At 68.6% G+C, this 26,474-nt stretch carries 25 protein-coding genes; 17 read left to right on the top strand and 8 right to left on the bottom strand.

Features of this window, described 5'->3' with window-relative positions:
* Positions 1-18 precede the first annotated feature (18 nt).
* Both KM176_RS00275 and KM176_RS00270 read right to left on the bottom strand, forming a co-directional pair.
* Positions 19-1,071, bottom strand: coding sequence for a pentapeptide repeat-containing protein (locus KM176_RS00275; RefSeq protein WP_160891555.1), 1,053 nt, complete (start codon positions 1,069-1,071; stop codon positions 19-21).
* 12 nt (positions 1,072-1,083) lie between these two features.
* Positions 1,084-1,572: a hypothetical protein gene (locus KM176_RS00270; RefSeq protein ID WP_160891553.1), complete on the bottom strand. Its 489-nt coding sequence runs from the start codon at positions 1,570-1,572 to the stop codon at positions 1,084-1,086.
* 262 nt (positions 1,573-1,834) lie between these two features.
* Between KM176_RS00270 and yajC the strand changes: the two genes are divergently transcribed.
* The 9 genes from yajC to KM176_RS00225 all read left to right on the top strand — a co-directional run bounded on the left by yajC (position 1,835) and on the right by KM176_RS00225 (position 8,249).
* On the top strand, positions 1,835-2,128 hold the full coding sequence (gene yajC / locus KM176_RS00265; protein ID WP_160891551.1) for a preprotein translocase subunit YajC: 294 nt from the start codon (positions 1,835-1,837) through the stop codon (positions 2,126-2,128).
* A 36-nt stretch (positions 2,129-2,164) separates the two neighbouring features.
* A complete protein-coding gene (gene secD, locus KM176_RS00260; RefSeq protein ID WP_160891549.1) occupies positions 2,165-3,817 on the top strand; it encodes a protein translocase subunit SecD in 1,653 nt (550 codons plus the stop codon).
* A gap of 1 nt (position 3,818) precedes the next feature.
* Positions 3,819-4,781, top strand: a complete 963-nt coding sequence (gene secF, locus KM176_RS00255) for a protein translocase subunit SecF (RefSeq protein WP_160891547.1) — start codon at positions 3,819-3,821, stop codon at positions 4,779-4,781.
* 147 nt (positions 4,782-4,928) lie between these two features.
* The gene (locus KM176_RS00250) at positions 4,929-5,282 is read left to right on the top strand and encodes an Mth938-like domain-containing protein (RefSeq protein WP_160891545.1); all 354 of its coding nucleotides are present in this window, start codon (positions 4,929-4,931) and stop codon (positions 5,280-5,282) included.
* A gap of 221 nt (positions 5,283-5,503) precedes the next feature.
* Entirely contained in the window at positions 5,504-6,121 is a 618-nt protein-coding gene (gene ccmA, locus KM176_RS00245) for a heme ABC exporter ATP-binding protein CcmA (protein WP_160892493.1), read from the top strand.
* Positions 6,118-6,774: a heme exporter protein CcmB gene (gene ccmB / locus KM176_RS00240; protein WP_160891543.1), complete on the top strand. Its 657-nt coding sequence runs from the start codon at positions 6,118-6,120 to the stop codon at positions 6,772-6,774. Before ccmA ends, ccmB begins: the two co-directional genes overlap by 4 nt.
* Before the next feature lie 53 nt (positions 6,775-6,827).
* Positions 6,828-7,559 carry a heme ABC transporter permease gene (locus KM176_RS00235; RefSeq protein WP_160891541.1) on the top strand — a complete coding sequence of 244 codons (732 nt, stop codon included), beginning with the start codon at positions 6,828-6,830 and terminating at the stop codon, positions 7,557-7,559.
* Positions 7,559-7,714 (top strand): heme exporter protein CcmD, encoded by a 156-nt coding sequence (gene ccmD, locus KM176_RS00230; protein WP_160891539.1) that lies wholly within the window; start codon positions 7,559-7,561, stop codon positions 7,712-7,714. The genes KM176_RS00235 and ccmD overlap by 1 nt, the downstream gene beginning before the upstream one ends.
* A gap of 7 nt (positions 7,715-7,721) precedes the next feature.
* Positions 7,722-8,249, top strand: a complete 528-nt coding sequence (locus KM176_RS00225) for a DsbE family thiol:disulfide interchange protein (RefSeq protein ID WP_160892491.1) — start codon at positions 7,722-7,724, stop codon at positions 8,247-8,249.
* 237 nt (positions 8,250-8,486) lie between these two features.
* Here KM176_RS00225 and acnA read toward each other — a convergent pair whose 3' ends face one another.
* Positions 8,487-11,234: an aconitate hydratase AcnA gene (acnA, locus tag KM176_RS00220; RefSeq protein WP_160891537.1), complete on the bottom strand. Its 2,748-nt coding sequence runs from the start codon at positions 11,232-11,234 to the stop codon at positions 8,487-8,489.
* A gap of 329 nt (positions 11,235-11,563) precedes the next feature.
* Between acnA and KM176_RS00215 the strand changes: the two genes are divergently transcribed.
* Positions 11,564-12,478, top strand: coding sequence for a DUF1223 domain-containing protein (locus KM176_RS00215; RefSeq protein WP_236045117.1), 915 nt, complete (start codon positions 11,564-11,566; stop codon positions 12,476-12,478).
* Positions 12,479-12,587: 109 nt separating this feature from the next.
* Here the strand turns inward: KM176_RS00215 and KM176_RS00210 are convergent, their stop codons facing one another.
* From KM176_RS00210 to KM176_RS00195, 4 genes are all read right to left on the bottom strand, one after another.
* Positions 12,588-13,478 (bottom strand): lysophospholipid acyltransferase family protein, encoded by an 891-nt coding sequence (locus KM176_RS00210; protein WP_160891535.1) that lies wholly within the window; start codon positions 13,476-13,478, stop codon positions 12,588-12,590.
* 4 nt (positions 13,479-13,482) lie between these two features.
* The gene (locus tag KM176_RS00205; protein WP_160891533.1) at positions 13,483-14,382 is read right to left on the bottom strand and encodes a DMT family transporter; all 900 of its coding nucleotides are present in this window, start codon (positions 14,380-14,382) and stop codon (positions 13,483-13,485) included.
* Positions 14,383-14,473: 91 nt separating this feature from the next.
* Complete coding sequence (locus tag KM176_RS00200) at positions 14,474-15,310, bottom strand: inositol monophosphatase family protein (protein ID WP_202397703.1); 837 nt, start codon at positions 15,308-15,310, stop codon at positions 14,474-14,476.
* 120 nt (positions 15,311-15,430) lie between these two features.
* Positions 15,431-16,837 carry a WecB/TagA/CpsF family glycosyltransferase gene (locus KM176_RS00195; protein ID WP_160891531.1) on the bottom strand — a complete coding sequence of 469 codons (1,407 nt, stop codon included), beginning with the start codon at positions 16,835-16,837 and terminating at the stop codon, positions 15,431-15,433.
* Positions 16,838-17,216: 379 nt separating this feature from the next.
* Here KM176_RS00195 and KM176_RS00190 point away from each other — a divergent pair, with 379 nt between their 5' ends.
* The 3 genes from KM176_RS00190 (at position 17,217) to KM176_RS00180 (ending at position 20,742) form a co-directional block, all read left to right on the top strand.
* The gene (locus tag KM176_RS00190) at positions 17,217-17,837 is read left to right on the top strand and encodes a response regulator transcription factor (RefSeq protein ID WP_160891529.1); all 621 of its coding nucleotides are present in this window, start codon (positions 17,217-17,219) and stop codon (positions 17,835-17,837) included.
* Between the two features lie 131 nt (positions 17,838-17,968).
* A complete protein-coding gene (locus KM176_RS00185) occupies positions 17,969-19,435 on the top strand; it encodes a GumC domain-containing protein (protein WP_160891527.1) in 1,467 nt (488 codons plus the stop codon).
* Positions 19,432-20,742: an O-antigen ligase domain-containing protein gene (locus KM176_RS00180; RefSeq protein ID WP_236045116.1), complete on the top strand. Its 1,311-nt coding sequence runs from the start codon at positions 19,432-19,434 to the stop codon at positions 20,740-20,742. The genes KM176_RS00185 and KM176_RS00180 overlap by 4 nt, the downstream gene beginning before the upstream one ends.
* Before the next feature lie 29 nt (positions 20,743-20,771).
* Here the strand turns inward: KM176_RS00180 and KM176_RS00175 are convergent, their stop codons facing one another.
* Complete coding sequence (locus KM176_RS00175; RefSeq protein WP_160891525.1) at positions 20,772-21,992, bottom strand: polysaccharide biosynthesis/export family protein; 1,221 nt, start codon at positions 21,990-21,992, stop codon at positions 20,772-20,774.
* 230 nt (positions 21,993-22,222) lie between these two features.
* Between KM176_RS00175 and KM176_RS00170 the strand changes: the two genes are divergently transcribed.
* The 4 genes from KM176_RS00170 to KM176_RS00155 are packed head-to-tail and all read left to right on the top strand — an operon-like array spanning position 22,223 to position 26,459.
* The gene (locus KM176_RS00170; RefSeq protein WP_160891523.1) at positions 22,223-23,464 is read left to right on the top strand and encodes an oligosaccharide flippase family protein; all 1,242 of its coding nucleotides are present in this window, start codon (positions 22,223-22,225) and stop codon (positions 23,462-23,464) included.
* A 2-nt stretch (positions 23,465-23,466) separates the two neighbouring features.
* Positions 23,467-24,387, top strand: a complete 921-nt coding sequence (locus KM176_RS00165; protein WP_215558750.1) for a glycosyltransferase family 2 protein — start codon at positions 23,467-23,469, stop codon at positions 24,385-24,387.
* 11 nt (positions 24,388-24,398) lie between these two features.
* The gene (locus KM176_RS00160) at positions 24,399-25,400 is read left to right on the top strand and encodes a glycosyltransferase family 2 protein (RefSeq protein ID WP_160891519.1); all 1,002 of its coding nucleotides are present in this window, start codon (positions 24,399-24,401) and stop codon (positions 25,398-25,400) included.
* A gap of 21 nt (positions 25,401-25,421) precedes the next feature.
* Complete coding sequence (locus KM176_RS00155) at positions 25,422-26,459, top strand: glycosyltransferase (protein WP_236045115.1); 1,038 nt, start codon at positions 25,422-25,424, stop codon at positions 26,457-26,459.
* The last annotated feature ends 15 nt before the right edge of the window (positions 26,460-26,474 follow it).

The raw sequence follows: 26,474 nt of genomic DNA, 5'->3' as shown, positions 1-26,474 counted from the left end.
CGGAAAGGGTGCGGGCGGTCAGGGAGACTTGAGCGACAGGCGCCGGACGCCGGGATGAGACGCGCGCGTCCAGTCCCGCCAGGCCCTGTCGAAGGCCTCGGGCGAAAGCGTCCTGCGCGACCAGTGCGCGGGCCAGCCGGGATCCTCCGGCGCGCTGCCATCCGGCGGGACGGAGCTGGCATCGCCGAAGAGGTCGGACAGAAAGGGGGCCAGTTGCGGCAAGTCCCGGAAATCGCAGTTCAGCACGGCGGCGCCCTTCATGGTACAGTCGGGGAACCCGGTTTCGCTGTTGAATTTCGGCGCATCCCAGAGGGCGCCGTCGAACTGACACTGTTGGAAACGGGTACCTTCGAGGATAGCCTTTGAGAGATGTGCGGTGGAGAGGTCGCATCTGAAAAGTTTTGCTGCTGCCAGTGTGGCGTGAAGCAGGTCAGCCGAGTTCATTGAACAGCCGCTTATAATACTCGCGTTAAGTTTGCCGAAGGTAAGCTTTGTTTGATCAAGGTCGACGAATGTCATCTCTGAGGCGGAGAGGTCGACGAACTGCATTGCGGCATCCTTAAAGGATACGTCACTTAAATTTGCCCCCTGAAAATTGGCGCGGAAAAGTTTTGCACCTGAGAGGTTGAATTGATGGAGGGAGGCGCCTGAAAAATCTGAGCTATCTAGGTGTGTTCCTGCCAGATTTGCACCACTTATTTTTGTTGCACGGAGATATATCCCCATGAGGTCGGCGTCCATGAAGACATCTGTGGAGGAAAAACTATCTCTAAGAACGAAAAAGGCGGTTTCAATGTCGACGCGCGGGCGCTGGATATGAGAAGCGTAATGGCCAGTCACCTGATACCGCCAATGATGCCAATCCTCGACCTTTTGCTGTGCAGTGTGCGCTGGGTGTTTTCGAGGTCGGGGGCTGTCCGGCACTTCGCGGTGTCTGCTATTACCCCGCAGATACGCGCATAGGATACGCAGAATGCGGTCCCGGTCCCTAGCGCTGTCTTCGGCAATGCGCTCCAACGACAGAAGTGCGCCGACACGAACTTCCAGGTTCGGTTCCGTGACTTCCTCCATGATCGGCTTTTTTTAGTCGAGGCGCACTTGCTTGTCCGCTTCGTTTAATTGGCCTTCTTCTGAGAGGGTCAGTTGCTCGTATAAGGGAGTTCGGCCAGAGGATCGCCGTTGCCGCTTCACCACCTTGTCGGCGCCCAGCCCCTCGACCGCCTTGTTGATGCGGTCCGTCGTCAGGCCCTGCTCGGCGACATGGACTTGCTTCTGCGCGACCAGCGCGCGCCAGATCGCGAAGATCACGCCGATTACCGCCGCCAGAGCCAGCCCGTAGTTGCGCACCGCCTCCGATTGCGCGTCGCGCGCGGCATAGCCGGTGCCCTCCAGCGCCTGGCCGAACTGGCCCAGCAGTTCGACCAGGACGCGCAGCACCGAAAGGCCCAGCAGCGCGGCAAGCAGCAGGATCAGTGCTCCGGCCAGCCGCGCCGTGCGGGGATGGTTGCGCAGCGATTGGCGCGGTTTCAGGCCAAGGACCTCGGACCAGGAGGGGGGACGTCTTGCGCTCATCCGGGGGGACACCTTGCCGTGATCTCGGGTGGCTTCAGCCCAGGCGAGGGGGCGGCCCGGGCGAAAGCCTGCGCTGCGGCGGAAGCGACGATATATCCTGCCGCGCAAGCCGGCCTCCGGCCCCCTCGCTATCCCGTGTCCGGACGGCATCATACCTTGCAATCCCGGGGGAGCGCACATAGGTTCCGGCGGAATTCAGCGGGGGCGCACTGCCACCGTCAAGACCGATAACGACAGCCAATACCTGACAGAAGGGTCCCCCATGCAAGGCAACGCAATTGCGCAGTTCCTGCCGCTTATCCTCATCTTCGCGATCATGTACTTCCTGCTGATCCGTCCGCAGCAGAAGAAGGCGAAGGATCACCGCGCCATGATCGACGCCGTGCGTCGCGGCGACCAGGTGGTGACCCAGGGGGGCATCATCGGCAAGGTCTCCAAGGTCAAGGAAGACGGCGAGATCGAGGTGGAGATCGCCGAGAACGTCAAGGTCCGCGTGCTGAAGGGAACTCTCGCGAACGTGATTTCCAAGACCGAGCCCGCTGCGGAATCCAAGTAACTCCGCAGATACGCGCACAAGAAAGGGCAGGTCCATATGCTGCACATCGAGACGTGGAAACGGGTCCTGATCTGGGGGCTTGTTGCCCTCGGTCTGCTTCTGGCCCTGCCCAATGCCTTTTACGGGCGAGTTGAGGCCTACAACGACGAGCTGAAGGCCGCACAGCCCGACGGCTCGGATGCCGAGCCCGCTTCGGGCTGGGTGTCCTGGCTGCCCCATGGTCTGGTCAATCTTGGCCTCGACCTGCGCGGCGGCGCGCACCTGCTGGCCGAGGTCCGCACCCAGGAGGTCTACAAGACCCGCATGGATGCGCTCTGGCCGGAGGTCCGCGACCTGCTGCGCGACAAGCGCGACACCGTGGGCACCATCCGCCTGCAACCCTCCGACGACGGTACGCTGAAGATCCGCATCGGCAATGCCGAGGGCATGTCGGCGGCCATCGCCGCGGTGAAGACCCTGGCCCAGCCGGTCAGCAGCGTCACCGCCGCCGGCGCCTCGGACCTTGACGTGTCGGGGCAGGGGGATCTTCTGACCGTGCAGCTTTCGGAGGCCGAAAAGGCCGCGACCGACGATCGCACCGTCAAGCAGAGCCTCGAGATCATCCGCCGCCGCATCGACGAGGTCGGCACGCGCGAACCCACCATCCAGCGCGAAGGCTCCGACCGGATCCTGATCGAGGTGCCCGGCCTCGGCTCCGCGCAGGAGCTGAAGGATATCATCGGCACCACGGCCCAGCTGACCTTCCAGCCGGTCGTCAGCCGCACCACCAACAAGGACACCGCCGTCGGTGCCGGGCAGGAACTGCTGCCGGCCTCGGACGAGAAGGGCGTCTACTACCTGCTGGAAAGCGCCCCGGTGGTTTCGGGCGAGGACCTGACCGACGCCCAGCCGACCTTCGATCAGAACGGCAACCCGGCGGTCAGCTTCAAGTTCAACGTCTCGGGTGCGCGCCGCTTCGGCGACTATACCGCGCAGAACATCGGCAGCCCCTTCGCCATCGTGCTGGATGACCAGGTCATCTCGGCCCCGGTGATCCAGGCGCATATCGCCGGTGGCTCGGGCATCATCACCGGCAACTTCACCGTCGAGCAAAGCACCAACCTCGCGGTGCTGCTGCGGGCGGGCGCGCTGCCGGCGGGCCTGAACTTCCTCGAGGAACGGACCATCGGTCCGGAGCTGGGCGCGGATTCGATCCATGCCGGCACCGTCGCCTGCATCGTCGCGGGCATTGCCGTGCTGGTCTTCATGTTCGCCTCCTACGGGCTGTTCGGCGTCTTCGCGAACATCGCGCTGGTCATCAACATGTGCCTGATCTTCGGCATCCTGTCGCTGATCGGGGCCACGCTGACCCTGCCGGGGATCGCCGGCATCGTGCTGACCATCGGTATGGCGGTGGACGCCAACGTGCTGGTCTTCGAACGCATCCGCGAGGAGCTGAAGACCGCCAAGGGGCCGGCCCGCGCCATCGAGCTGGGCTACGACCGGGCGCTCTCGGCGATCGTGGACGCCAATATCACGACCTTCATCATCGCGGTGATCCTCTTCGTGCTGGGCACCGGCCCGGTGCAGGGCTTTGCCGTGACGCTGGGGATCGGCATCGTGACCTCCGTCTTCACCGCGATCTACGTGACGCGCCTGCTGATGGTCATGTGGTTCGAACGGGCACGTCCCAAGAAGATCGAGGTGTAAGATGCGCAGGCTGAAACTTGTTCCCGAAGAAACCCACTACGATTTCTTCAAGTACCGCACGATCACCTTCGGCATCTCCGCCGTGGCGGTGGTCGCCTCGATCATCCTGTGGCTGACCATGGGGCTGAACTTCGGCATCGACTTCCGTGGCGGCTCGACCATCCGGACCCAGTCCGAACAGCCCGTGGATGTCGCGGCCTACCGCCAGGCGATCAGCCCGCTGGGCCTGGGCGACATCGTGATCACCGAGGTCTTCGGCACCTCCGACCACGTCGCCTCGATCCGCATCCAGTCGCAGAACGACCAGGACAGCGTCTCCTCGGCGACCATCGACAAGGTCGAGAAGGCGCTGCAGGGCGTCGACAGCTCGATCAAGTTCACCTCGGTCGAATCGGTCGGTCCGAAGGTCTCCGGAGAGCTGATCCAGACCGCCTTCCTGGCGGTGGGCGCCTCGCTGGCGGCGATCCTGCTGTATATCTGGCTGCGCTTCGAATGGCAGTTCGCACTTGGGGCGGTGATCGCGCTGTTCCACGACGTGCTGGTGACCATCGGCATCTTCGCGTTGTTCCAGATCAAGTTCGACCTGACGGTGATCGCGGCGCTGCTGACCATCATCGGCTACTCGATCAACGATACGGTGGTGATCTTCGACCGGCTGCGGGAGAACCTGCGCAAGTACAAGACCAAGCCGCTGATCGACGTGATGAACCTGTCGGTCAACGAGACGCTGAGCCGGACGCTGATGACCTCGGGGACCACGCTGATCGCGCTGATCGCCCTGCTGGTGCTGGGCGGCGACGTGATCCGGGGCTTCGTCTTCGCGATCACCTGGGGCGTGGTCGTGGGCACCTATTCCTCGGTCTACGTGGCCAAGAACATCGTGCTGTGGCTGGGCGTGAAACGCGACTGGACCAAGAAGAGCAACGGCGGCAAGGGCAACCAGTTCGCCAATATCGACGCCTGATCCTTTCGGATCGCAAGGACAGGGGCCGCTGCGGGAAGACCGCGGCGGCCCTTCGTCGTTGGGGGGCGTCATGGGGCGGGCGGGGCATTTGAACTTCGCCCCCGGCTCGCCTAGGCTGCGGCATCTGCCAGCCGGAAAGCCAGACCCATGCGCCTGATCGAGATCGACTACGACAATGCCCGCCCCATCGACGGCTACGGCCCGGGCTTCTTCCGCATCGGGGGGCAGGTGCATCCGGGCGCGCTGCTGGTGACCGCCAACGAGGTGCAGCCCTGGGGCGGCTTCGACGACAGCGCCCTGCCGCTGGGCTACGCGGGGCAGATCGACGTGCTGTTCGTCGGCACCGGGGCCGAGATCGCGCATGTCCCTGCGGCCTTCCGCGAGGCGCTGGAAGAGGCGGGGATCGGGGTCGAGCCGATGGCCTCGGCGGCGGCCTGCCGGACCTTCAACGTGCTCCTGTCGGAGGGGCGGCGGGTGGCGGCGCTGCTGCTGCCGGTCTGAGCGCGCGCCCTTCGGGGCGCGCGGATGCCTCCGGCGGGGATATTTGGGGCCAGATGAGAGAGCCGGGGCGCCCTGCACGCGGGAGGCGTGCTGCGGGGCGTGGCGCGCAGGGCTGCCCTGACCGGGACGCCGTGGCAGGGATGTGACGTAGGGGAATGGCGCGGCGATGTGAGGGCGGGCCCCTCTTCCGTGTGCCCGGAGGCTGGGGTATGCGGGGCGCCATGGAATGCATGGTTCAGGACCTTTCGGTCGCCCGCGGAGGCGTGCCGCTGCTACAGGGCGTAGGCTTTTCCCTGGTGCCGGGAGAGGCGCTGGTGCTGCGCGCGCCGAACGGGGCCGGCAAGACCACGCTGCTGCGCTGCCTTGCCGGATTGCAGCCGCCGCTTTCGGGACAGGTGAACCTGCCCGAGGAGGGGGTGGCCTATGCCAGCCACGCCGATGGCATCAAGACCCAGCTGAGCGTGCGCGAGAACCTGCGCTTCTGGGCCAGCGTGCATGGCGTTGCCGACATCGGCGAGGCGCTGGAGCGCTTTGATCTGGTCGGGCTTCAGACCCGGCTGGCCGGGCATCTCTCGGCCGGGCAGAAGCGCCGGCTGGGGCTGGCGCGGCTGCTGGTCACCGGGCGGCCGCTGTGGCTGCTGGATGAGCCGACGGTGTCGCTGGACACCTCTGCCGTGGCGCTGTTTGGCGATGTGGTGCGCAGCCATCTGGCCGGTGGCGGCATGGCGATCATCGCCACCCATATCGACCTTGGACTGCCGGAGGCCCGGGTGCTGGAGCTGGGCGCCTTCAAGGCGCGGGCCGACACGATGGATACTTTCGACGAGGCCTTCCTGTGAACGCGCTGCTGATCCGAGACCTGAGGCTGGCGGTGCGCGCGGGGGGCGGCTTTGGCCTGGGGCTTTCGTTCTTCCTGATCCTGGTGGCGCTGATCCCCTTCGGTGTCGGTCCCGAGACCGAGCTGCTGGCGCGGATCGCCCCGGGCATCCTGTGGGTGGGGGCACTGCTGTCCTGCCTGCTCTCGCTCGACCGGATCTTTGCGCTGGATTACGAGGATGGCAGCCTGGACCTGCTGGCGACCGCGCCGCTGCCGCTGGAGGCGGTGGTGGCGGTGAAGGCGCTGGTGCACTGGCTGACCACGGGGGTGCCGCTGACGCTGGCTGCCCCGGTGCTGGGGGTGCTGCTGAACCTGCCCTGGCCCGGTCACCTGTGGCTGATGGCCAGCCTTGCGCTTGGCACCCCGGCGCTGAGCATGATCGGCGCCTTCGGCGCGGCTCTGACCGTCGGGCTGAAGCGGGGTGGGCTGCTGCTGAGCCTGCTGGTGCTGCCGCTCTACGTGCCGACGCTGATCTTCGGCGCCGAGGTGGCGCGGCGCGGGGCCGCGGGCATGGCGCTGGAGACGCCGCTGCTGGTGCTGGCCGGGGTCAGCCTGGCGACGCTGGCACTGCTTCCCTTCGCGGCGGCGGCGGTGCTGCGGGTCAACCTGCGGTGAGCCCCGAGAGGATGTGATTGTCCCGCGTCGCGGGACGGAGATAGGAAGGACCCATGGCTTCGATCTGGGAATACGCCAATCCACGGAAATTCATCGCCACGGCGAACCGGCTGCTGCCCTGGGTCGGGGGTCTGGCCTGCGTGGCGCTTTTGGTGGGGCTCATCTGGGGCTTCTTCCTGACGCCCGACGATTACCGTCAGGGCTCGACCGTGAAGATCATCTACCTGCATGTGCCCTCGGCGCTGATGGCGATCAACGGCTGGTTCATGATGCTGGTGGCCTCGCTGATCTGGCTGGTGCGCCGGCATCATGTCAGCGCACTGGCGGCGCGCGCGGCGGCCCCCGTGGGCGCGGTGATGACGCTGATCGCGCTGATCACCGGGGCGATCTGGGGCCAGCCGATGTGGGGCACCTGGTGGGCCTGGGACCCGCGGCTGACCTCTTTCCTGATCCTGTTCCTGTTCTACCTCGGCTACATCGCGCTCTGGGCGGCGATCGAGGATGACGACACGGCGGCGGACCTGACCTCGATCCTGTGCATCGTGGGCTCGGTCTTCGCGGTGCTCAGCCGCTATGCGGTGGACTTCTGGAACCAGGGGCTGCACCAGGGGGCCTCGCTGTCGATGGACCGGGCGGATCACGTGGCCAATGTCTTCTATTTCCCGCTGCTGGTCTGCATGAGCGGGTTCGTTCTGCTGTTCGTGGCGCTGGTGCTGCTGCGCACCCAGACCGAGATCCGGGCCCGCCGGATGCGGGCGCTGCTGGCCCGGGAAAGGATGGCGTGATGCCCGATCTTGGAAAATATGCGGGGTCGGTGCTGTCGGCCTATGCGGTGTCGCTGCTGCTGCTGGCGGTGGTGATCGTGGTCAGCGTGATGCGGGCGCGTCGGGTGAAACGGCGCATGGAAGAAGTCGAGGCGAGGGCGAAACATGCGCGTTAAACCGTTGATGGTGCTGCCGCCGGTGATCTTCGCCGCGCTGGCGGGGGTGTTCTTCTGGGGCATGCAGCGGCAGGATCCCGATGCGCTGCCAAGCGCGATTGCCGGCAAGCCGGCGCCGGGCGTGCAGCTGACCCAGCTGGCCGACTACCCGAGCTTCGATGATGCCACGCTGCGCGACGGCAAGGTCAAGCTGGTGAACTTCTTCGCCAGCTGGTGCGCGCCCTGCCGGGTGGAGCATCCGAACCTGGAGGCCATCGCCGAGCGCGGAGAGGTGCCGATCTACGGGGTCAACTACAAGGACGAGCCCGCCAAGGCGACGGCCTTCCTCGAAGAGCTGGGCAATCCCTACAGCAAGCTCGGCGCCGATGCGAAGGGCCAGATGGCGCTGAACTGGGGTCTTTACGGGGTGCCGGAAACCTACGTGATCGACGGTCAGGGCAAGGTGATCCTGCGCTTCGCCGGTCCGATCACCGAACGGGTGCTGAACGAGACGATCCGCCCGGCGATCGAGAAGGCCAAGGCCGAGACCCGCTGAATTTTCGCCGCACCCTGTGCGGCGACCCTCCGGGGGGGATATTTTCAGCCAGATGAAAGAGCCGAGGCGCGCGCGGGAGGGATCCGGCGCGCGTTTTCCATCGCGCGGCGGTGCTGAATTCATCTTTCCAAAAATATGGCGGGGGAGTCTCCGCAGGAGACGGGGGCAGAGCCCCCGCGACGCCTGCAACGAAAAGGGCCTCCGGAATGGAGGCCCTCTCGGTTTGTCGTGTGTCGCTCAAGATGCCTTGGCGAGGTCCCGCAGCACGTAGTGCAGCACGCCGCCGTGCTCGACATATTCCTTCTCGATCGCCGTATCGATCCGGCATTTCAGCGTGATGGTCTTTTCACTGCCGTCGCCGAAGGTGATCGTGCAGGGCACTTCGGCCAGCGGCGTCACGTTGTCGAGGCCGGAGATCGAGACGGTTTCGTCGCCCTTGAGGCCCAGCGTCTTGCGGGTGTCGCCGCCGGTGAACTCGAACGGGATGACGCCCATGCCGACCAGGTTGGAACGGTGGATGCGCTCGAAGCTTTCCGCGATCACCGCCTTGACGCCCAGCAGGTTGGTGCCCTTCGCCGCCCAGTCGCGCGAGGAGCCCGCGCCGTATTGTTCACCGCCGAAGATCACCAGCGGGGTGCCGGCTTCCATGTATTCCATGGCCGCGTCGTAGATCGAGGTCTGTGCGCCGTCCGGCCCCTTGGTGTAGCCGCCCTCGACGCCGTCCAGCATCTCGTTCCTGATGCGGATGTTGGCGAAGGTGCCGCGCATCATCACCTCGTGGTTGCCGCGCCGCGAGCCGTAGGAGTTGAACTCGCGCACCGGGACCTGATGCTCCAGCAGGTATTTGCCGGCGGGGGTCGTGTCCTTGAAGGACCCTGCGGGCGAGATGTGGTCGGTGGTGATCATGTCGCCCAGAATCGCCAGCACCTTGGCGCCTTCGAGGTTGCTGATCGTGCCGGCCTCCTTGCCCATGCCCTGGAAGTAGGGCGGGTTCTGGATATAGGTCGAGGTCGGCGGCCAGTCGTAGGTCTCGCCGCCCGAAACCTCGACGCCCTGCCATTTCTCGTCGCCCTTGAAGACATCTGCGTATTTCTCGATGAAGGCTTCGCGGGTGACGACCTTTTCGACCAGTTCGGCGATCTCGGCATCCGTGGGCCAGATGTCCTTGAGGTAGACATCCTTGCCCTCCGGCGTCTGGGCGATCGGATCATTGACCAGGTCGATGTTCATGTCGCCGGCCAGCGCATAGGCCACGACGAGGGGCGGGGAGGCCAGGTAGTTGGCGCGCACGTCCGGAGAGATACGGCCCTCGAAGTTGCGGTTGCCCGACAGCACGGCGGTGGCGATCAGATCGGCATCGTTGATGGCCTTGCTGATCTCGGGTTGCAGGGGGCCGGAGTTGCCGATGCAGGTGGTGCAGCCGTAGCCCACCAGGTTGAAGCCCACGGCATCGAGGTGTTCCTGAAGCCCTGCGGCCTCAAGGTATTCCGTCACCACCTGGGAGCCGGGCGCGAGCGAGGTCTTGACCCAGGGCTTGCGGTTCAGCCCCAGCTCATGCGCCTTCTTGGCCACCAGTCCGGCGCCGATCAGCACATAGGGGTTCGAGGTATTGGTGCACGACGTGATCGAGGCGATCACCACCGAGCCGTCGTTCAGCTTGTAGTCCTGGCCCTCGACCGAGGCGGTCTTCAGGCCGGGGCGTTCCAGCGTCGCCACATCGCCTTCGGAGGTCATGTCCTGCGCGGCGGAAGAGGATTCCGTGCCGCGGAAGCCCGAGACGACCTTCTTGAAGGCATCGGAGGCGGTGTCGAGCGCAAGATAGTCCTGCGGGCGTTTCGGACCCGAGATCGCCGGGACGATGGTGCCCATGTCCAGCTCCAGCGTCGAGGTGTAGATCGGATCGTAATCGGCGCCGCGCCAGAAGCCGTTTTCCTTGGCATAGGCTTCGACCAGGGCGATGCGGTCCTTGTCGCGGCCGGTCTGCTCCAGGTAGCGCAGGGTTTCCGCGTCAATCGGGAAGAAGCCGCAGGTGGCGCCGTATTCGGGGGCCATGTTGGCGATGGTGGCGCGCTGTGCGAGCGGCAGGTTGTCGAGGCCCTCGCCGTAGAATTCGACGAACTTGCCGACCACGCCGTGCTTGCGCAGCATCTCGACGACCTTCAGCACCAGGTCGGTGCCAGTGGTGCCCTCGACCATGGCGCCGGTCAGCTTGAAGCCCACGACCTCGGGGATCAGCATGGAGACCGGCTGGCCCAGCATGGCGGCCTCGGCCTCGATCCCGCCGACACCCCAGCCCAGCACGGCGGCGCCGTTGACCATGGTGGTGTGGCTGTCGGTGCCGACCAGCGTGTCGGGATACGCGACCAGTTCGCCCTTCTGGTCGGTGTCGGTCCAGACGGTCTGGGCGAGGTATTCCAGGTTCACCTGGTGGCAGATGCCGGTCCCCGGGGGCACGACGCGGAAGTTTTCAAACGCGGTCTGGCCCCATTTCAGGAACTGGTAGCGTTCCATGTTGCGTTCGTATTCGCGGTCCACGTTCATCTGGAAGGCGCGCGGATTGCCGAATTCGTCGATCATGACCGAGTGGTCGATCACCAGGTCGACGGGGACCAGCGGATTGATCTTGCTGGCGTCCCCGCCCAGGCCCAGGATGCCGTCGCGCATCGCGGCCAGGTCGACCACGGCGGGCACGCCGGTGAAGTCCTGCATCAGCACGCGGGCCGGACGATAGGCGATCTCGACCGGGTTCTGGCCGCCCTTCTTGCCCCAGTCGGAGAACGCCTTGATATCCTCGACCGAGACGGTCTTGCCGTCCTCGAAGCGCAGCATGTTCTCAAGCACGACCTTCAGGGCCGCGGGCAGCCTGGCGAAGTCGCCAAGTCCGGCCGCCTCGGCCGCGGGGATCGAGTAATAGGCAAAGCTCTTGTCACCGACGGTCAGCGTCTTGCGCGTGCCCGAGGTGTCCTGTCCAACTACGATGGTCATGAAGATGGCTCCCTTCCAACATCAGTGAGAGGTTCGTGCTGTCCGTGGTTCTGCCCCATCGTCAACCAGCGATCAAGGGGCGCAACCGGGTTTTCGTATACCTTTGTGCACAATGGCGGGATTTCAAGGGTTCTGGACGACAAGCTAGGGCGGCGCGGGGATTTGTCGCTGGCCGGATGCCCCGGGCGGGGCAAATATTCCCGGCGCCGCAAAGCGTGACCCAAGGATCACGCGAGCACACGGCGGCGCGCTCTCGCAAAACGTTGATTGGCGAGGGGGGGGGTCTTTGGCTACCTATGCTGCGGACGGAACCACCGGAGACCCATTCCATGAGCATGACACGACGGGCAGCCCTTGTGATGGCGGGGGCTCTGGCGGCGCTGAGCCTGACCGGAGCCGGACGTGCCTTCGCCCAGGATGCGCCCGGGTCTGCTGCGGGCCCCGGCGGGGCGTTCTCTGCCGAGGCGGCGATCACCACCCTGTCGGAGGCGCTGAACGGGACGGCGGATACGGCGTCGACCGCGGGCGCGGCCTCCGGTGTCTGGCATGTGCCGGGCAGCCAGATGGCCCGGCAGGCGGCAGCCCGGGGCGCGGGCAGCGCGCATTCGCCGGTGGTGGTCGAACTCTATACCTCGCAGGGGTGCTCGGCCTGTCCGCCGGCCGACAAGCTGATGGAACAGCTGGCCGGGCGCGACGACGTGCTGCCGCTGGCGCTGCATGTCGATTACTGGGACTACCTGGGCTGGAAGGACGACTTTGCCGACCCGGGCTTTACCGCCCGGCAGAAGGCCTATGCCTCGGCCCATGGCAAGCGGATGATCTACACGCCCCAGATGGTGGTGGACGGCACCACCTTCGTGAAGGGGGCCCGCCCGATGGCCCTGGCCGAGAACATCGCCCGCGCCATGACGCTGCCGCAGCACTACAGCCTGAGCGTGCGCAAGCTGGACAACGGGCATTACGAGGTGCAGGCTCAGGCCCTGGGGCAGGACCGCCCGAAGGGCGGGCTGGTGCTGGAGCTGGTGCATTACATGCCGCGCCAGCAGGTCAAGATCCTGCGCGGCGAGAATGCCGGGACCGAGCTGCAATATGTCAACGTCGTCACCTACTGGAAGACGCTGACCGACTGGGACGGCACCCAGCCGCTGAAGATCGAGGTGACGCCGCAGAAGGACATGCCCGGGGCGGTGCTGCTGCAGCGTGACGGCATGGGCGCCATCGAGGCCGCCGCCCGCCTGCGCTGAGCACGGGCCCTGTTTCGCCGCGCCGGGGCGCGGCGACCCTCCGGGGGGATATTTCCGGCCAGATGAAAGAGCCCGGGCGGGCCCCCGGATCTAGGCGCCGGGCCCGGGGTCAGGCGCGGTCCTCGGCCTTCCAGCGGCGGTGGATCCAGAACCATTGCTCGGGATGGGCACGGACCTGGACCTCGAGGCTGTCGGTCATGGCCTGTGTCATCGTTTCGGGGTCGCTATGGGGGATCGGCGCTTCGAGGCGCATCTCGAAGCTCAGCCCGTCGGGCTGGCGGATGCCGTAGGCGGGGATCAGCAGCGCGTCGTATTTCAGCGCCATTTCCGCCGCCGAGGGCGCGGTCCTGACCCGGCGCCCGAAGAAGCGGCCCTCGACCCCCTGGCTGAAATGCTGGTCGTGCAGGATGGCGATCATGTTGCCCTGGCGCAGGTAGCGCACCATCTCGGCCAGGCCGCGGCGCGAGCGTGGGAAGATCGGCTCCGAGATGCCCTTCAGGGCGGCGCGCCACTGGCGTTCGGAATAGGGGTTGTTGAGGGGGCGGTAGATCGCGCCCACCGGGGCGAAGCGCCGGGAGATCGCCGAACGTGCCGCATCCCAGTTGCCGAAATGGCCCGAGACGAAGATCACCGGGCGCCCTGCGGCATGGGCCTCTTCCAGCGTGGCAAGGCCGGGGCCGGTCAGCGGCGTGGCGTCCAGCCGGTCGGCGAATTCGTCGCCGGTGAAGATCTCGGCGAAGGTGCGGCCGAAGCGTTCCGGCACCGTCTTCACCAGGCGCTCGATCTCGGCTTCGGGCAGCTGCGGCCAGGAGCGCTGCAGGTTGGTGCGGATGCGCCCGCGCCAGCCGGTGAAGGGCGCGACCAGCTGCATCAGCCGTCCGACCAGCGGCACGCGCCTTTCGTAGGGCAGCAGCCGTCCGCCCCTGAGCGCGGCCATCATGGCGAGGTTTGACAGGTAATGTCCTGCCCGGGTGCCCAGCGGCTGGTCCTTCGGATCCATCGGTTCAGAGCCCTTCCGGTGGCATCTTGACTTCGGCAACGGCGGGGGCGGGGTGCTGTCCGCGCGTCTCTCGGTGCCAGACATAAACGCCGGCTGCCACCACGACAAGCGCACCGGCCACCGTCCAGACGTCGGGGAATTCCGCAAACAGGACCAGGCCCAGCACGGTGGCGTAAATCAGCCCGACATAGCTGAACGGGGCCAGCATTGCCGCCTCTCCGATCGCCAGCGCCCGGATCATGAACAGCTGGCCCAGCGTGCCGAGCGCGGCGATCAGCAGCATCAGCAGGGCCGTGCGCGGCGAGGGCATCTGCCACTGGAAGGGCGCCAGCACGGTCAGCACGGCAGCCCCCAGCAGCGCCGCGTAGAGCAGCGAGGTCCAGGGATCCTCGCGGTGGCCGATATGACGGGTGGTCAGCGCAAAGCCCGCGTAGCAGCAGGCCGCGCCCAGCGGCAGCAGCGCCGCCGTCGAGAGCACGCCGCTGCCGGGACGGATGATGATCAGCGCGCCGATCAGCGCCGCCAGGATCCCGGCCAGTCGGCGCGGCCCCAGCCGTTCGCCCAGGAACAGTGCCGCGCCCAGGGTGATCAGCACCGGGCTGATGTCCATGATCGCGGTGCATTCGGCCAGGCCCAGCAGGCTGAGGCCGGTGAAGAAGCAGGTGGTGGCGCCCAGCTGGAAACCCGAGCGCAGCGCCTGCAGCCGCGGGAAGCGGGTGCGGGCGACCTGCGGCAGGCGCCGGCCCACCACCACGATCACCACCAGCGTCTGGCCGACGTAGCGCGCCCAGAGCGCCATGAAGGTATTGGCCTCCTGGGCCACCGCCTTGGCGGTGGCATCCATCGAGCACATGAACAGCGCGGCCAGGATCATCAGGCCGATGGCGCGGTTCTGGGTCTGCATGGGCGCCTCCTTGCCGGGATCGGCAGGCGGGCAGGCTAGGCGGGCGGGCAGGCGCTGTCCAGTGACGCGAACGCAAGGCCGCCCGCGCCCCTCAGAGTGGCGCCGGCGCGGCGGGCTTGGGCAACTGCGGGCCGAAGACCGCGCCCGAGAAGGCCTCGGCCAGGGCCGGGGTGGCGGCCAGCACCGGGCCGGTGCGGCTCAGGTCGTCCAGGGTCGCGGGCCAGGGGCCGGTGGTGCCGCCGGCCTCGTGCACCATCAGCAGCCCGGCCAGGCAGTCCCAGCTGTTCATCGAGAGCTCGGCATAGCCGTCGGAGCGGCCGGCGGCGACATAGGCCAGCGCCAGCCCGCCCGAGGCGCCCCGCCGCAGCGTCGCCCCCAGCTCCAGCAGCTGCCGCTGGGCCTCCAGGTACTGTGCGACCGGATGGCGCCGGGACCAGCCGAATTCCAGCGCGGCGCGCGGCATCTCCCGGGTGGGGCTGACCTGCATCGGGGTGCCGTTCAGCGTGGCGCCGCAGCCGCGACGCGCCAGGTAGTGTTCCGCCCCGACCGGTTCGCAGATCGCCCCCAGCTCGCAGCGCCCGTCCAGGCAGAAGGCCACGATGACGCAGAAATGCGGGATGCCGCGGGCAAAGTTCGCGGTGCCGTCGATCGGGTCGATGACCCATGTCGCGGGGCCCGGCGTGCCGCCGCCTTCCTCGCCCAGGATGGCATCTTCGGGGAAGGCGCGGGCGATTTCCGCGCGGATCAGCGCCTCGACCGCCAGGTCTGTCTCGGTCAGGATGTCCTGCGGGCCCTTCAGCGTGTACTGGCCGGCTTCGCGGTTGCGGAACCCTTCAAGCGCCCGGGCGGCGGCGCGGGGCATGAGGGCGCGCAGGAAGCTTTCGCGCGGGTCGAGAAGGGCAGAGATGTCGGGTTGTGGACGGGGCATGGGGCCGGTCTTTCCTGGGGCAGTTCGGATCGCGCCTGACTAGTGCGCCCGCATGACGCCGCGATGACGGTCCGGCAGGGCCGGCCCCGGGGGACCGGCCCCGGGGAACGGCCCGTGGCCTCAGTAGGCGCCGCGCCCCGAGAGGATGGCCCGGAAGGTCAGCGCGATCAACACCAGGTCCAGCAGCGTCGACCGGTTCTGCGCATAGGCGAGGTCCATGTCGATCATCTTGTCGAAGCCCACGTCCGCCCGGCCCGACACCTGCCACAGCCCGGTGATCCCCGGTCGCACGGCAAGGCGCCCGAGGGCGGCTTCGGGAAAGGCCGCGACCTCCTGGGGCAGGGCGGGGCGGGGCCCCACGACGGACATCTCGCCGCGCAGCACGTTGAGGATCTGCGGCAGCTCGTCGAGGGAACTGCGGCGCAGCCAGCGCCCGACCCGGGTGATGCGCGGATCGTTGCGGGACTTGAAGCAGATGCCCTGCCGGTCCGAGCCCTCCAGCAGCGCGGCGCGGCGCGCCTCCGCATCACGGTACATGGAGCGGAACTTGAGCACCTGGAAGGGCTTGCCGTTCCGCCCGACGCGGGTCTGGCGGTAGAAGGCCGGCCCCGGGCTGTCGAGGCGGATCGCCAGCGCGATCATCAGGAAGAGCGGCGCCAGCAGCAGCGCCGCGCTGCCCGCCAGCAGCAGGTCGAGCGCGCGCTTGCGGTAGGCCTCGGCGGGGATCCCGCGCAGCGCCACCCGGGCGGCGCGGGCCAGGAAGGTGAAGTTGCCGATCAGGTAGCGCCGTGCCATGCGGCGGGGCTCCATCGCCAGGCGCCAGGCCCATTCGGCCTTCGCCTTGCGCACGGCCAGCGGCGCGCGGCGGACATTGCCGGCCAGGAAGTCCAGCAGCGCGCCGACGCCCAGCTGGATGCGCGGGCTCAGCAGGTGGGCGTTCTGGGCCAGCCAAAGGTCCTGACGCGGCACGCCCATGGCGACCAGCAGGATGTCGGCGCCCGAGGCGTTGATGGCCGACAGTGCCGCCATCTCGTCCTGCGCACCGCCATAGCCGTCGCGGGTGCCGGCGATCTTCAGCCCCGGGATGTCGGCCTGAAGCCTTTGGGCGGCGGTCTCGGCGGTGCCGGGCGTGCCGCCGAACAGGAAGACCGACAGGCCCTGCTCCTGGGCGCGGGCCAGCAGCGCCGGCACCAGGTCGGTGCCGTTGAGGTTCGCGGTCAGCTGATGGCCGTTCATGCGGGCGGCCAGTTCGACGCCGATGCCGTCGGGCAGCACCATGTCGGCGCGCTGCAGCGCATCGCCATAGGCGGTGTCGCGGGCCATGACATTGGCGCAATGGGCATTCAGGAAGGCGATGGTGCGCCGCCCCGGCGCCAGGATCGCGCGGATCGTGTCCTCGGCGCTGGCATCGACCAGCGGCAGGCCCATGACCGTCAGGGTCGGCAGGGGCTCCGGGTGATCCGGACCGGTCGGTGCCACGGGGGCAGCGATCGCGCTGCGGAACTCGGTATCGGCGGTGTGTTTCATCTCAAGGCCCCTCCCCGGGCAAAGCTGTCTGCTCCCAAGGGTTGAGGACGGGGGCGTCTTCCTCAATGAAGCGTCCGGAGAGGCGGGCGGCCCGGACAGGTGGTGCGGCCTCCGCCCGGAGGGAGGGACTGCTCCTGCGGAAGGACCGGCGCCATCCCGGCGGAGCCTGGAATATGCCTTGCGCGGTGCAGGCTTACCTCTGCCGGAGGATCGCCTCCCCGAATGGTTCCCGCCGATCAGCCCCGGGGGATGGGGCACCCCTCCGTCCGGATAGGCGGGCTGTTCTGGCGGATCGGTGGCCGGTTTTCCCGCGCCTTGCGGTTGTGGGGCGGCTAAGAAGGAGCGGAGGAGAGAGGACCCGAAGACGGAGGAAGACGACATGCGCCTTCTCATTGCCGACGACCACGACCTGCTGCGCGACACGCTGGTCCTGCTGTTCCAGTCCGAGGCCGATATCGAGGTGACGACGGTTGCCAGTTTCGGCGCCGCCGAGGCGCGGATCGCCGAGGCCGGGCCGCCCTTCGATCTGGTGCTGCTGGATTTCAACATGCCGCAGATGGAGGGGCTGAGCGGGCTTTCGAGCCTGCTGGCGCGCCCCGCTGCGCCGCGCGTGGCGCTGTTTTCCGGGGAGGCGCGCCGCGACGTGGCCGAGGCCGCGCTGGCGCTGGGGGCGGCGGGTTTCATTCCCAAGACCTTGCCGGCGCGGCGGCTGGTCAATGCGGTGCGCTTCATGGCGATGGGAGAGGTCTATGCGCCGCTCGACTTCATGACCGCCCCCGAGGCGCCGCAAGAGGTTCATCCGCTGGCCCGCCAGCTGTCGCGGCGCGAACGCCAGGTGGCGCAGGGCCTGACCGAGGGCAAGTCCAACAAGGAGATCGCCCGTACGCTGGAGTTGCAGGAGCCGACGATCAAGCTCTACGTCAAGACGCTCTATCGCAAGATCGGCGCGGCGAACCGCACCCAGGCGGCACTGATCATGCGCGAGGCCGGGCTGGGCTAACGGCGATCCCTTCGGATAGGGCGGCCATGCGATCGGCACGGGGCCGCGCCCGATGGTCGACGGGCCTATCCGGGCTTGGCCGGGACCGGGGCCGGGCCGGGCGGCTAGGCTGATCGGGAAAGGAGCCCCCGATGTCCGACATGCCCGCCCCCCAGACCCGCCGCCAGCGCGCCCCGATCCCGGGGCTGCTGCGCACCCCGCCGCGCCAGCTCTCGATCTGGCGGCTGCTGGGGGGCGGGCGGCCGACCGATCTGCTCCGGATGCCGCGCTACCTGCTGCTGGCAGGGCTGGGCGGGGCCGGGATCTGGATGCCGATCACCGGCTACCTGAAGACTGCGCCGTTGTCCTACACCTCTGAAATGTCGCTGATCCTTCCGGGGTCGGGGGCTGCCGCCTCGGTCAACCTGGCCAATATCGGGCAGGCGTCCTCCTCGGCGAACTCGGCCTTCTCCTCCTCCTCGATCAGCCCGACCGAGACCTACAAGCGCCTGATCAGCGCCGACCGGATCCTGGATCAGGCGGCACGCTCGCTGAACGAGACCGTGCGCGAGATGGGCCGTCCCAAGGTCGAGCTGGTGGACCAGACCGGCCTGATCCGGGTGCGCATGAGCGGCGGCACCCCGGAGCTGGCGCGGGCGCGCACCGAGGCGGTGCGCCGCGCCTTCTTCCACGAGGTCGACGTGCTGCGCCGGGACGAGCTTGAGGTGCGCGAAACCGGTGCGCTGGATGCGATCGAGGATTACCGGGGGTCGATCGCCGAGACCCGGGCGGCGATTGCGGCGCTGCAAAGGCTGACCGGGCTGGTGTCCTTCGGCCAGTACGAACAGCAGGTGGCCGCCAACGACACCCTGCGGGCCGAGCTTGCAGGCCTCAGTTCGGATCTGGCGCAGCAGGAACAGGCGGTGGCGGCACTGTCGCGCACGCTGGGGATCGCGGCGGACCAGGCGGCGGTGACGCTGAAGCTGTATGCCGATGCCGATTACATCGCCCTGCTGGACGAGATCGCCCGCCATACGGCCAGCCTGGCCGAGGCGCGTTCGCGCGTGGGCGCGCGCCATCCCGACGTGACCTCGGCCAGTGCGGCGCTTGCAGCGGCGCGCCAGATGGCCCGGGCCCGGGCGGGGGCGTTGACCGGGCTGGACGAGGCGGGGATCGGGCGGCTGGACCTGGCCCATCCCGGTGCCCGGGCCGATCTGCTGGCCGAGCTGGTGCGCGCCGATGCCGACCGGCAGGGCCTGGCCTCCGAGCACGAGAAGATGACCATACGGCTGCGTTCGGAAAGCACCCGCCTGGCCGAGCTGGCGCCGCTGGCCGCGCGTCTGGAAGACATGCAGCGCGACTTTTCCGTGGCCGAGGCCGTCTTTGCCTCTGCCATCGCGCGCACCCAGTCCTCCAAGGCCGACATCTACGCCTCCTACCCGCTGGTGCAGGAGCTTGAGGACCCCTCGCTGCCCGACCGGCCCAGTTCGCCCAACCGCAAGCTGGCGCTGGCGGCGGGGGGGGCGGCGACGATGATGCTGCTGTTCGGGCTGCTGCTCGGGTGGCTGCGCCGACCGCTGATCAACAAGGTGCTGGCGCGTCCGGCGGGGCGGGCATGACCGGGCGGGCGCGTCCTGCGGGCATGAACCCCGCCGAGGCGCTGATCTGGCGTACCATGGTGCTGACCTGGGTGCTTTACGGCATCGGCGCGCTTTACGTGGTGGGGCCGGTCATGGGCTGGACGCTGATGTTCCTGGCGATGCTCTCGCTCTACCTCGGTCCGGCGATGCGCCCCGACCTGCGCGCCACCGGACCGCTGCCGCTGATCGCCTGGCTCTGGCTGCTGGGCATGGCGGTGATGCTGATCGCGCTCTGGGCCGGGCATCTGAACTGGGACCTCGGGCTGAAGCAGACCATCAAGTCCTCCATCGGCTGGGCCAAGGGCTGGGCGCTGGTGGCGCTGTTCATCGCCGCGGGTTCCGTCCTGCCGATCCGGCGCGAGGTGCTGATCCGCGGCCAGTGCGCCATCGGCTTCTGGACGCTGGTGCTGGCGCCGGTGATGCTGGCCGCGCCCCATGTGGGAATGCCGGAGCGCATCTTGGTCTCGCCCCTCAAGGCCATCGGGGGGCCGGGGCCGGAATATTTCTCGGTCTATTTCTTCACCTATGACCCGGCCAGCTGGACGCCGCGCTGGCAGTTCTACCTGCCCTGGTCGCCCTTTGCGGCGCTGATCGGGGTGGTGATGGTGCTGTTTGCACTGGAAGAACGCCACAGGGGCTGGCGCGCCGCCGGGATCGCGGCGGGAATGCTGATGATCTTCGCGTCGAAATCCCGCATGGGGCTGGTCGGGCTGGTGGCCTGCACCGGCGGCCCCCGGATGCTGCCGCTGGTGCTGAAAAGCTCGGCCTGGCTGGCGCTGTCGGGGGTCACGGCCTCGCTTGCGGTGGTGGGGACCTGGCTGGTGGCCAGCGCAAGGTCCGGGGTCGCCGCCTTCAAGGGCGCGCGCGCCGACAGCACCCGGGTGCGCGAAACCCTGCAACGCATCGCCCAGGAACGCTGGCAGGCCGAGGCCGTCTGGTTCGGTCATGGCCGGGTGCAGCCGGGGCCCCATATCGTCGAATACATGCCCATCGGCAGCCATCACACCTGGTACGGGCTGCTGTTCGTGAAGGGGCTGGTGGGGTTCGGCGCGCTGTTCGTGCCGCTGGTGGCACATATCGGCCTGACCGTCTTCGATGCCGCGCGCCATCCCCGGGGGCGGCTGCCGCTGGGCATCCTGATGACCATCGTGCTGCTGTCCTTCGGCGAGAACCTGGAGATCGAGGCCTACATGTTCTGGCCGGCACTGCTGCTGCTGGGGGTCCACCTGCGCGAGGTCGCGCGGGATCGCGTGGCGGCGCTGCAAGGCGAACCGGCCCCCGCCTGAGAGCCGCTGAAGGGGGGCAGCCCCCCGTTTCAGCGCAGGAAGCTGACCACGCCCACCAGCCCCAGCACCCGGGCGACTTCGCCGACGCTGGTGACGGTGCTGTCGTAGCAGGCGATCGCATCGCCGGGCATCAGGTAGGGGTCGTAATCGTCGCGGTCGGCGCGGCGCAGCATGTCTTCGATGTCGCGCTCGATCACCACGGAAACGCCGGTCTCGGGGTTGCGGGTCATCAGCAGGGCCGAGCGGTCGGCACTGGTGCTGCGTGGCCCGCCGACGCAGTTGGCATCGACCACCGCCTGCATGAAACGGGTGCCCCAGGGCACTTCGCGCACCTCCTGCCCGACGGCCGAGATGGCGTTTCCGGCGGCGGGCTGGGTCAGGTTCGACAGGAACAGCGACACCCCCGGCGGGCTGACCGGAGAGGGCTTCATGAGGTCCTGCTGGAAGCATTCGCGGCTGGGCACATAGACCTCGTCGCCCGAGATCAGCATGACATCGACCACCCGCTTGCCCTCGAAGACGCCGCGCATGTCGATCCGGTAGACCTTGCCGCCCCGGCGCAGCTCGACCGCGGAAAGATCGGCATCCGGGCGCACGCCGCCCGCCGCCCGGATCGCCGCCGAGAGGTTGCGCGCATCGGTCGAGGCGCCAAGCGCCGCTGCCCGCGTCGCGTCGCGCTGATCGCCGCCCGCAGGCCCGATGCCGACCTCGTGGGGTTCGAACACCGCCCCCGAGACACCGACGCTGACGGGCGCGAGGTCCATCACCCGGACCGAGACGCGCGGCGCGGTCTCGTAGAATTCATCCTTCACCAGATCGGCGGCCAGCTCGGCCTCGACCTCGTCGATGCTGCGGCCCTGGGCGGGGATCGGATCAAGGAAGGGCAGGCGGATCGTGCCGTCGCGCGACACTTCGTAGGCGCCGTTGAAGGTGGCGTCGTCCTCCACCCGGATGTCCAGCAGATCGCCCCGGGTCAGCTTTTCGCTGCGCAGCGCCAGCACGCCGTATCCCGCGCCCTTGCCAAGCGGCCCGTGTTCACCGCCCAGAAAGGCGTGGCAGCTTTGCGCGTTCAGCGCCGGAGAGCGCAGGAAATCCGCCCGGTTGCGGCTGACATCGGGGGTGCGCCACTGCGCCTGGTAATCCTGCCCCGAGGCGACGGGGCCCAGATTGGCGGGTTGCTGGTAGCTGGTGCATCCGGCAAGGCCAAGCACCACGGCAAGTCCGGCAGTCTTCAGGCGGGGGTGGTTCACGCAGGTCCTCCCTGGGGTGACGAAGCGGAAGCTGTCCCATCCTGTCTAGGACAAGCAGGCCGGACAGGTCCACGTCTCCGGTCGTGTTGCGGGGGTATCCCAACGGATTGGGCCCTGTCCGTGGGCAGTATGCAACTGTCCCGCCGCGACCGCGACGCTGCGTCACGGATCGCGCAAGGTACCGGGGACACTGCCTTTCACCCGATCCGGAGACCCGAGCCTTGGCCCTCATGCGCCTGATAACCCCCATCGCCCGCGTGCCCTTCGCCCGCAGCCTGCTGTCCTACGGCGCCTCCGAGATGGCGTCCAAGGCCTCGCGGCTGCTGGTGGTGATCACCGTGGCCCGCACCATGGAGGCGGGGGCCATCGGCCTGGCGGCGGCGGCGCTGGCGGTGTCGGACATCCTGAAGGCGCTGACCGAGAACGGCGTCAACCAGCGCATCATCGCCGCCCCCGCCGCGCGGCTGGAGGCGACCTGTGCCAGTGCCCGCCGGATCTTCACCCTGTGGTGCGGCGGCCTCTGCGCCCTTCAGATGGCGCTGGGGGCGGCGCTGGCGCTGATGCAGGACAGCCCGGTGATCGGCGCGCTGGTGGCGCTGCTGGCGCTGGAATACCTGTTCATGCCCGCAGGTCTGGTGCAGGCGGCCCTGGCAATGCGCGAGGGCAGGATGCACCGCACGGCTGCCATCGCCGGGGGGCAGGTGGTCTGCGCCAACCTCGCCTCGGCGGCGCTGGCGCTGGTCTGGCCCAGTGCCCTGGCGCTGGTGCTGCCGCGTCTGCTCAGCGCGCCGGTCTGGCTGATCTGCATGCGCCGGCTGCGGCCCTGGCGCCCCGATCCCGCCGCCGGACGGGTGCCGCTGCGCCATTTCACCGGCTTCGGTGCCCGGGTGCTGGCGATCGAGCTGGTCAAGGCGCTGCGTCTTCAGGCCGACAAGCTGCTGGTCGGCGCGCTGATGGGCCCCGAGGTGCTGGGCCTCTACTTCCTGGCCTTCAATGCCGGGCTGGGGCTGGCGCAGTCCTTCTCGGTCGCGATGTCGGTGGTGATCTTCCCGCATCTGGCCCGCGCCGAGAACCGCCTGGACGCGCTGCGCCAGGGCATCCTGCTCAGCCTTGCGGGGATCGCGCCGCTGGTGATCCTCCAGTCGCTGCTGGCGCCCTGGTACGTGCCGCTGATGTTCGGCCCCGGCTGGCAGGGCATCGCGCCGGTGGTGGGCATCCTGTGCCTGGCCGCGATCCCGATGTGCCTGTGGTCCAGCGCCGCCGGATGGCTGCGCGCCGAGGAACGCACCACGGACGAGCTGCGCGCCACCGCCCTGCTGACGCTGGCACTGCTGATCAACACCGCCGTCATGGCCCCCTTCGGCCTGACCGCCCTTGCCTGGGGATACCTCGCCACCGCCGTGATCGGCATGGGCGCGGCCTCGCTTCCTGCTCTCATCGCCGGCTTCGGCCCGCGCGCTCAAAGGACCTGACCATGCCGCGTTTCTCGATCATCATCCCCTGTTTCCAGGCCGAGGCGACGCTGGGGCGGACGCTGGAAAGCCTTCAGGCCCAGAGTTGCCCCGACTGGGAGGCGCTGTGCATCGATGACGGATCCACCGACGGCACCCGCGCCCTGCTGGAGGCCGCCGCCGCCCGCGATCCGCGCCTGCGGGTGATCCGCAACATCGGCAAGGGCCCCTCGGCGGCGCGCAACCTCGGCGCGTTCCTCGCGGAGGGTGAGATCCTGGCCTTCTGCGATGCCGATGACCTCTGGAGCTCTGACAAGCTGGCGCATCTTCGGACGGCCTTCGCGGATCCGGACTGCGCCGGGGCCTTCGGGCGGGTCGCCTTCTTCCGCGAGGAACCCGCCGATGCGCGCTCGATCTCGACGCTGCCCGAGGGGCCGCTCACCATTGCGATGCTGCTGGGGGAAAACCCGGTCTGCACCATGTCCAACATCGCCCTGCGCCGCCCGGTCTTCCTGGCCAGCGGCGGGCTGGACCCCGCGATGGTCCATAACGAGGACCTCGACTGGCTGATCCGCCTGGTCGGAGAGGGCGCCAGCCTGCGCCCGCTGAACGCGGTGCTGGTCTGGTACCGTGCCTCTCCGTTGGGTCTATCGGCGGATCTCGAGGCGATGGCGCGGGGCCGGGCACAGGCGCTGGCAAGCGCCGCGCGCTACGGCTTCAGCCCCGATGCCGGCGCCGAGGCGGTGCACCTGCGCTACCTTGCCCGGCGCGCGCTGCGGGTGGGGCGGGGCGATGCCACCGCGCTGAAGCTTGCGGTGCGGGGCCTGCGCCAGGCACCGCGCAGCTTCCTTCTGCCCGCCCATCGCGGCTGCGCCACCCTGGCCGCTGCCGTTCTGGCCCCCGTCCTGCCGCCGGTCCTGCGCCGCACGCTGTTCACCCGCTGAGGAGGATCCCCATGTCCCGCACTGCCCCCGCTGCTTCCGGCCCCACCGCTTCCATCGTCGTGCCCTGCTACAATGCCCGCGCGACCCTGGCGGAAACTCTGGACAGCCTGACCCGCCAGAGCCTTGCCGATCTTGAGATCATCGTCGTCGATGACGGCGCCACCGATGACAGCGTCGAAATCGCTGGCGCGATGGCCGCCCGGGATCCGCGCATCCGTCTGGTGCGTCAGGCCAACCGGGGCCTTGCGGGGGCGAGAAACAGCGGCATCCATGCCGCCCGGGGCCGCTACATCGGTTTCTGCGATGCCGATGACCTCTGGGCGCCGGGCAAGCTGGCCGCTCATGTCGCCCACCTTGAGGCCGATCCGCTGGTCGGTCTGTCCTTCTCGGGCTCGGTGCTGATGGATGCCTCGGGGCGGCTGCTGCGCCGCAGCCAGCAGCCACGGCTGAGCGGCATCTCCGCCGCTCATGTCTTCAAGCGCAATCCGGTCGGCAACGGCTCGGCTGCGGTGATGCGGCGCGCCGCGCTTGAGGCACTGGCCTGGCGCCCGGCGCAGGAGCGCGAGCGCGACTGGATCTTCGACGAGACCTTTCGCCAGTCCGAGGACATCGAATGCTGGCTGCGCCTGGCGCTGACCACCGACTGGCAGATCGAGGGGATCCCCGGCCTGCTGACCCGCTATCGCATCACGCCCGGCGGCCTGAGCGCCGCGACGGGGCGGCAATACGCCTCCTGGCAGCGCATGGTCGAAAAGCTGACGCCGCTCGATCCTGCCTTCTTCGCCCGCCACCTGCCGGCGGCGCGGGCCTACCAGCTGCGCTATCTGGCGCGCCGCGCCGTCAGCGACCAGCAGGGCCCGGAGTCGCGCCGCCTGATGCGCAGCGCCCTGGCGACCAGCCTGCGCCCGCTGGCCGAAGAGCCGCTGAAGACCCTTACCACCGGCGCCGCCGCGCTGCTGATCGACCATCCGCTGGGCCAGCGCCTGCACCGCGCCGCCACCCGTCCCGCCTGAGCACCCCCGAGGAGACCTTCCATGTCCATCCTGCCAAGCTTCCCGATGCCTGCCCCCGGATCGCCGCGTCCCCGCATCCTGCACCTTGTCGATGACACCACCCCCGGCGGCGTCATGCGGATGCTGGAGTTCCTGGCCACCGATCCCGCCCTGGCGCGCCAGGCCGGCCACATGATCATGCCGGTGCCACGCGGTCGGGTCGGGCGGTTGTCGCTGCAGGCCGATCTGGTGGTCTCTCACCTGTCGGTGAACTGGCGCGCGCTGCCCCGGCTGATCGCCCTGCGCGCCCGCCACCCCGGGCTGAAGATCGTCCATGTCGAACACAGCTACACCGAGGGTTTCACGGCGCTGAACGTGCCCAGCCGGGCGCGCTTTCACACGCTGCTGCGGACCGCCTACGCGCTGTTTGACAGGGTCGTCGCGGTCAGCGAGGGGCAGGGCACCTGGCTGCGCGACCGCGGCCTGGTGCCCGGGGCGCGGCTGACGGTGATCCGCTCGGTCGTCGATCTGACCCGCTTTGCCGCGCTGCCCGGGCCGCAGGGCCGGCCCCGGGTGCTGGGCGCCTTCGGACGGCTGGACCGCCAGAAGGGCTTTGACACCATGATCACCGCGTTCCGCACGCTGCCCGATCCCGGGGCCGAGCTGCACATCTTCGGCGAGGGCAGCGAGCGTGCCGCGCTTGAGGCGTTGGCCGCCGAGGACCTGAGGGTGACCTTCCACGGCCATGTCGAGGATCCGGTGGCGGCCATGGCCGGGGTCGACGCGGTGCTGATGCCCTCCCGTTGGGAGGCCTACGGCATTGCCGCGCTGGAGGCCCGCGTGGCCGGGCGCCCGCTGATTGCCACCGGCATCGACGGCCTGCGCGACCATGCCGGCGGCGCCGAGGTCCGCTTCGTGCCGCCGGGGGCGGTGGCGGCGCTGCGCGAGGCGATCGAGGCGCTCGGGCCCACGGGGCTGGGTCCCGAGGCCCGCCGCAAGCTCGCGGTCGGTGCCGTGGCCGAAACCCGCGAGGGCTGGGCCGCGCTGATCGCTTCCCTGGAGTTGCGGCCCGTGGGCTGAGCTCCGGACATCAGG

It is taken from the genome of Pseudooceanicola endophyticus (assembly GCF_018760365.1).
Taxonomy (GTDB): domain Bacteria; phylum Pseudomonadota; class Alphaproteobacteria; order Rhodobacterales; family Rhodobacteraceae; genus Pseudooceanicola; species Pseudooceanicola endophyticus.
This window is presented reverse-complemented; position numbering and strand designations above follow the sequence as displayed.